Annotated in this window: 6 protein-coding genes; 4 read left to right on the top strand and 2 right to left on the bottom strand. The window is 67.2% G+C overall.

The window, feature by feature from the left end; translation table 11 throughout:
- On the top strand, window positions 1-516 hold a 516-nt coding region (locus VF662_RS08415), incomplete at its 5' end, for a DUF1697 domain-containing protein (RefSeq protein WP_464139832.1).
- Window positions 517-659: 143 nt separating this feature from the next.
- On the opposite strand, the gene parC is transcribed toward VF662_RS08415, so the two are convergent.
- Window positions 660-2,894, bottom strand: coding sequence for a DNA topoisomerase IV subunit A (parC, locus tag VF662_RS08410; RefSeq protein WP_464139830.1), 2,235 nt, complete (start codon window positions 2,892-2,894; stop codon window positions 660-662).
- Window positions 2,895-3,168: 274 nt separating this feature from the next.
- Here parC and VF662_RS08405 point away from each other — a divergent pair, with 274 nt between their 5' ends.
- Window positions 3,169-4,107 carry a hypothetical protein gene (locus VF662_RS08405; RefSeq protein WP_464139828.1) on the top strand — a complete coding sequence of 313 codons (939 nt, stop codon included), beginning with the start codon at window positions 3,169-3,171 and terminating at the stop codon, window positions 4,105-4,107.
- Here VF662_RS08405 and gcvA read toward each other — a convergent pair whose 3' ends face one another.
- The gene (gene gcvA, locus VF662_RS08400; protein ID WP_464139826.1) at window positions 4,108-5,037 is read right to left on the bottom strand and encodes a transcriptional regulator GcvA; all 930 of its coding nucleotides are present in this window, start codon (window positions 5,035-5,037) and stop codon (window positions 4,108-4,110) included. It abuts the gene before it with no gap.
- 123 nt (window positions 5,038-5,160) lie between these two features.
- Here gcvA and VF662_RS08395 point away from each other — a divergent pair, with 123 nt between their 5' ends.
- Both VF662_RS08395 and VF662_RS08390 read left to right on the top strand, forming a co-directional pair.
- On the top strand, window positions 5,161-5,316 hold the full coding sequence (locus tag VF662_RS08395) for a hypothetical protein (protein WP_464139824.1): 156 nt from the start codon (window positions 5,161-5,163) through the stop codon (window positions 5,314-5,316).
- Window positions 5,317-5,441: 125 nt separating this feature from the next.
- Window positions 5,442-6,377: an alpha/beta hydrolase gene (locus VF662_RS08390; RefSeq protein ID WP_464139822.1), complete on the top strand. Its 936-nt coding sequence runs from the start codon at window positions 5,442-5,444 to the stop codon at window positions 6,375-6,377.
- The last annotated feature ends 55 nt before the right edge of the window (window positions 6,378-6,432 follow it).

Below are 6,432 nucleotides of genomic sequence, written 5' to 3'. Positions count from 1 at the left end.
GCGCTTCTGCGCGGCATCAACGTCGGCGGGAAGACGAGCATCCCGATGGCGGAGCTGCGCGCGCTTGCGGAGGGGATCGGCCTCTCCGACGTCAGGACCTACATCCAGAGCGGCAATCTGCTGTTCGATGCTGAACAGCCGGATGGCCTGGAGCAGAGGCTGGAGGAGGCGATCGGGAAGCGGTTCCTGCCCGTGCCGGTGATCGTCCGCTCGGCCGATGAGTGGGCAGGCTACGCCGGCAGCAATCCTTTCCCTGACGCTGCCGAAGCCGAACCCAACCGGCTGATGATGATGCTCTCGAAGCGCACGCCCGAGGCGGGCGCGGCGGCCGCGCTGCAGGAACGTGCGAAGGACGGCGAACGGGTAGCGCTCGCCGGCGGAGCGCTCTGGATCCACTATCCCGGCGGCTCCGGCACCTCGAAGCTGTCCCCCTCCCTGATCGATCGCCTGGTGGGCTCACCCGCGACCGCGCGTAATTGGCGGACCGTGTGCAAGATTCGCGAGATGCTTCGTTGATCGTCCCAGCGCTCAAGCGCACCGTTCGTCCCGAGCGAAGTCGAGGGACCCCGCCGAGCGAAGCCGAGGCCAATCTTCTCGGCTTCGCTCGGCGGGATGTCTCGACTTCGCTCGACACGAACGGCCGGAGCACAGACTGACTGTCAGAACTTGTTGTTCCTCGGAAATCCGTTCGGCGGCATTCGGCCGGCGGCGCCGCGGGCGGTGCGCCAGGGGGAGAGGTCGGTCTCGGTGCGGGTGCGGCCGCTCTCGCCGCCCATGCCCCAGCTCAAACCCTCGGCGAAGCGGAAGGTCTTGGCGTCGGAAAGCCCGCCGTCGCGGTAGCGCTGCAGCTGCACACCCTGGCCGCGTCCCATCTCAGGCAGCTCGGTCAGCGGGAACACCGTCATCTTCCGGTTATCGCCGATCGTCGCGACATAATCGTCCGCCTCGCCGATCGGCCGCACCAGCGCGAGCTTCGCCCCGGTGCGGAGATTCACCACCTGCTTTCCCTTCCTTGTCTCGGCGACCGCGCCCGCCGCGGGGGTGATAAAGCCGCGCCCGTCCGACGAGGCCAGCAGCAGCTTGCCGCCCGTCGCAGGAAGCAAGGCGACGATGTTCCCTTCGCCCTCGATGTCCACCATCAGCCGCACCGGCTCGCCGAACCCGCGGCCGCCCGGAAGCTTGTCGGCGCCGAGCGTGTAGAAGCGGCCGTTGGCGGCTGCGAGCAGCAATTTGTCGGTCGTCTGCGCGTGGAAGAAGAAGGCCGGGCCGTCGCCCTCCTTGAACTTCATCGCTTCCGGGTTGGCGAGATCGACATGGCCCTTCATTGCCCTGATCCAGCCGCGCTTCGACATGATCACCGTCACCGGCTCGCGCTCGATCATCGCTTCGAGCGGGATCTCGCGCGCCGGCCCCGCTTCCTCGATCAAAGTCTTGCGCTCGCCTAGCGGCGTGTCGGGGCCATAGCGGGCCCGGAGCGTCGCCAGATCCTTCTTCAGCCGCGAGCGCTGGCGGGCCGGCGAGTCGATCAGCTTCTGGAGCTCCTCGCGCTCGGCGATCAGCCGGTCGCGCTCGCGGCGGAGCTCCATCTCCTCAAGCTTCCTGAGGCTCCTCAGGCGCATGTTGAGGATCGCTTCGGCCTGCCGATCGGTGAGCGCGAACTCCGCGATCATCACCGGCTTCGGCTCGTCCTCGGTGCGGATGATCTCGATCACCCGGTCGAGGTTCAAGAAGGCGACGATATAGCCTTCGAGCAGCTCCAGCCGGTCGTCGATCTTGCCGATCCGGTGCTGCGAGCGCTTGACCAGCACCTCGAACTGGAAGGCCAGCCAAGCCGTCAGCACGTCCTTGAGGCTCATCACCCGCGGCGTGTGGGTCGCGTCCAGCACGTTGAGATTGAGCGGGATTCGCACCTCGAGGTCGGTGAGGCGGAACAGGCTGTCGAGCAGCACCTGCGGCTCCACCGCCCGGCTCCGCGGCTGGAGCACGATCCGGATCTTCTCGTCCGATTCGTCGCGTATGTCCTCAAGGATCGGCAGCTTCTTCTCCGAGATGAGCGCCGCGATCTGCTCGATCAGCTTCGATTTGGGCACCTGGTATGGGATTTCGGTGATCACCGCCGCCCAGGTGCCGCGGCCCTGGTCCTCGACGCTCCAGCGCGCGCGCACCCGAAAGGCGCCGCGCCCGGTGGCGTAGGCGTTCGCGATCGCCTCCGCGCTGTCCACGATCACTCCGCCGGTCGGGAAATCGGGGCCGGACACGAAGTCCATCAGCGCGGACGGCTCGGCCTTCGGGTTGTCGATCAGGTGCGTCGCCGCATCCACCACCTCGGCGACGTTGTGCGGCGGGATCGAGGTCGCCATCCCCACCGCGATCCCACTTGCCCCGTTGGCGAGCAGGTTCGGGAAGATGCCGGGGAAGACTTCGGGCTCTTCCTCCTCGCCATTATAGGTTGGGCGGAATTCCACCGTGCCTTCGTCGAGCCCGGCCATGAGCTCGTTGGCGGCGGCGGTGAGGCGGGCCTCGGTGTAGCGCATCGCGGCGGCGTTATCGCCGTCGACATTCCCGAAATTGCCTTGCCCGTCGACGAGCGGGTAGCGGAGCGAGAAGGGCTGGGCGAGGCGGACCATCGCGTCATAGATCGATTGGTCGCCGTGCGGGTGGTATCTGCCCATCACGTCGCCGACGACGCGCGCGCACTTCTTGTAGCCCGCCGCGGGATCCAGCTTCAGCAGCCGCATGCCCCACAACAGGCGGCGGTGGACTGGTTTCAGCCCGTCGCGAACGTCCGGGAGCGAACGCGCGGTGATCGTCGAGAGGGCGTAGACGAGGTAGCGCTGCGACAAGGCGTCGTCGAACGGCGCGTCGACGACATGATCAATTTCATCGGCTGACATGGCGAATCGATAGCAGGCGCCCCGATGCCTGCAAACGCCGAGTTGATCGGCGGAAGTTCACACGCAGTTCACGCCTACGAGCCGGTCTCCGCCCGATCAAGGGAGCTTCTTAAATCGTCGCGCGGGTGAGCAGCAGGCACAAAGAAGAAGCATCACGGAACATTAGCAGAACATGCTGCTGTAGGAAAGACCCAGGCGGAACTTCGAGAACAATCGATTGTATTCTCTACCGGTGTGATATAGTAACACTGAACGATAAGAGAGGGAGATGCCGATGCGCCGTTTCGTACCTCTGACTGCGTTGCTCCTCGCCACTGCCGCCTGCGGCGGTGGAGGACGAGAGCAGGAGACCCGCACCACCAGCCAGGACCTCCAGACCTTCGATGTGGCGGAGAGCCCGCCGGGGGTCACCGCGCCGGCGCCGCCTCCACCGCCCGTCTCGAGGTCGCAGACGAATGGTGGGCCCTCGATCGGGCCGACCGCGGCGCCCGGCATCGCCTTCAACTATCGCTACGCCTTCCGCCTTCCCGGCGAGCGGATCTCGGCGGTGCAGGAACAGCATGCCGCCGCCTGCGAGAAGCTCGGCCTCGATCGCTGCCGGATCACCGGGATGCGCTACCGCCTGCTCGGCGAGGAGGATGTCGAGGCGTTCCTCGCCTTCAAGCTCGATCCCGCAATCGCCCGCCAGTTCGGCAAGAACAGCATCGAGTCGGTCACCCGCGCCGAAGGCATGCTGGTCGACAGCGAGATCAGCGGCGAGGATGCCGGTGCCGACATCGAGCGCGCCACCCGCAACGTCTCGCAGCTCGAAGAGGATCTGAGGCGGATCGAGACGCAGCTTGCGCGGCCCGGCCTCCGCGCGGCCGAGCGTGCCGAGCTCCAGATCCAGGCGGATCAGATCCGCGGATCTATCCGCGCCACCCGCGCCAACCGGGAGGAAAGGCGGGAGTCGCTCGCCAAGACGCCGATGGTCTTCCAGTACGGCTCCGGCGACGTTGCCCCGGGCTTCGACAATCGCTCGCCGCTGAAGACCGCCTTGAAGGACGCGCAGGAGAATTTCGTCTCAGGCTTCGCCACCTTGCTGGTGATCCTGGTGACTTTGCTGCCCTGGGCGATCGTGCTCGGCTTCCTCTACTGGCTGTTCCGCCGCTTCGGCGGCCCGCTGCGGCGCTTCCTGAACCCGACGCTTCGGGATCAGGCGCCGACCGAGTGATCAGGAAGCGGGGTCGGGCGGGGTGAAGATCTCGTCCGGCCCCGCCGCCGCCTGCGCCGCCACCTCGGCGAGGATCCAGTCGCGGAAGGCTCGGATCTTCGCCTGGTTGCGCTTGTGCTCCGGGTAGACGAGCCAGTAGCTCGGCCCCTCGATCACGACGAGCGGGAAGAGCTGGACGAGCCGCCCGGCCGAGAGCTCGTTCCGCCACATATTGGGGCTCAGCATCCCGACGCCTTGGCCGGCGATCGCGGCCATGCCCTCCGCTACCTGCGTGTCGAGCCGGATACCCCTGCCGGTCGGCTGCCCGGCGCCGTCGATCCCGGCTTCGGAAAACCAGAGCTTCCACCAGGGATCGTCCGGACTGAGCCGCGGCACCCGCAGCAGATCCTCGGGCGCGCTGAGCGGATACCGCTCGAGGAAGTCCGGGCTGCACATCGGCGTCGTGTGCAGCCGGAACAGGAAATGCTGCTTCAGCCCCGGCCAGCCGCCGACGCCGCTCCTCACGGCAAGGTCGAATTCGTCGCGTGCGAAATCCACCAGCGCGCCGGCGGTGTGGAGCCGCACCGCAAGCTCGGGCCGCGCGATCTGGAAGCCGCCGAGCCGCGGCGCCAGCCAGTTCGCGGCGAAGGTCTGGGTGGTGCTGATGCTCAGCACGGCCTCGTCCTCCGCGATCAGCGCCCCGAACGCGTCGGACAGGGTATCGAAGGCACCCGAGACCAACGGAGCGGCCTTCCGGCCGGCATCGCTCAGCGTCACGCGGCGCTTCGACCGGACGAACAGGGGCACGCCAAGCCGTTCTTCCAATAAGCGAATTTGATAACTGACCGCCGCCTGCGTCATTCCCAATTCGGCCGCCGCGGATGTGAAATTCTCGTGCCGCGCGGCGGCCTCGAAGGCTCTGACGGCCTGGAGCGGAGGGATGTGGCGCATCGGCAGATGATAAGCTCAGTTAATTACCTGCGTCGAGCGTTTAGTTGGCGCTGCAGCTGCTTCTCCTCCATTTTCTGCTCATCGGACGGCCTCCCGCCGCTCCGTCAGGAAAGGAGTGATAAAATGCGCGATGAAATGGATGCCCGCATGTGGGACGCACATGGGCAGCAGTTCTCGGACGATCTGCACCGGCTCTTTCAGGCGGTGAAGGTCACCTTCTGTAAGATTGCGGCGATCAACTTCGCTGCGCCCTGGCGGAAGAGCGCCCCCAATTGTTGAAGCCCGTCCCCTTCAATCGGCCCGCTTCCAATCGCGGGCCGCGGCGAGCGCCGCTTCAGTCCGCCCACTCCGGCGGCGCTCGCTGATCCTTCCCGCCGGCCGCCGCGGCGGCTAGAGCCGGCCGGATGAGGAACCTCTCCAGATCGCTTGCCCTTCCCCTCGCGCTGGCGCTAGCCGGCTGCTCGATGACGAGCGACAGTCCCGTTCCCGCAGCCGCCGCAGCTCCGGCCGAGCTCATGAAGTGGCCCGCCTTGCTCACGCGCGACCGGCCAGAGCCGAATGAGACCATCTCATACGGCGATGCCGCCACCCAGAAGGTCGATCTCTGGCTGCCAAAAGGCAAGGGCCCGCACCCGACCGTGCTGATGGTCCATGGCGGCTGCTGGAAGACCGAAATCGCGGATCGGCGGATCATGAACTGGATCGCCGACGATCTCAGGAAGCGCGGCATCGCCGTCTGGAACATCGACTATCGCGGCGTCGACCGGGAAGGCGGCGGCTATCCCGGCACCTTCCTCGATGCCGCCGCGGCCGCCGACGCGCTTCGGGCGAACGCGGCCCGCTTCAATCTCGACATCTCGCCGCTCGTCGCGACCGGCCATTCTGCGGGAGGGCACCTCGCCCTGTGGCTTGCCGCCCGGCCGCGCATCGCCGCCGACAGCAAGCTCCGGACCCCGGACCCGATCCGGATCGACACCGTCGTCAGCCTCGGCGGCCTTCCCGATCTCGAGCTCGCAGCGACGCCGCCCGGGAGCGGCTGCGGCACCGAAGTGATCGAGAAGCTGGTCGGCCCGGCGACGCTCAGCAGCCGCAACGTCTACGCGGACACTTCCGTGCCCCGGCTCGCCCCGCTCGGCGTCCGCCAGGTGCTGGTCAACGGCCGCCAGGACCGGATCATCCCGACCGACTACGCCTATGATTACGAGCGGAAGATGCGCGCCGCTGGCGACAAGGTGAGCGTCCGGATGCTGGACCGCACCGGCCATGTCGAGCTGATCGCTCCCGAAACCGAAGCCTGGGCGGCCGCCGTCGAGGAAATCCAGAAGGCGCTCCGCAAGTGACGGTGGAAGAGGTCTGCGCCCTCGACGCGGCCGATCCGCTGCGCGCGTTCCGGGA

Source organism: Allosphingosinicella sp., from assembly GCF_036387215.1.
Classification (GTDB): Bacteria; Pseudomonadota; Alphaproteobacteria; order Sphingomonadales; family Sphingomonadaceae; genus Allosphingosinicella.
This window is presented reverse-complemented; position numbering and strand designations above follow the sequence as displayed.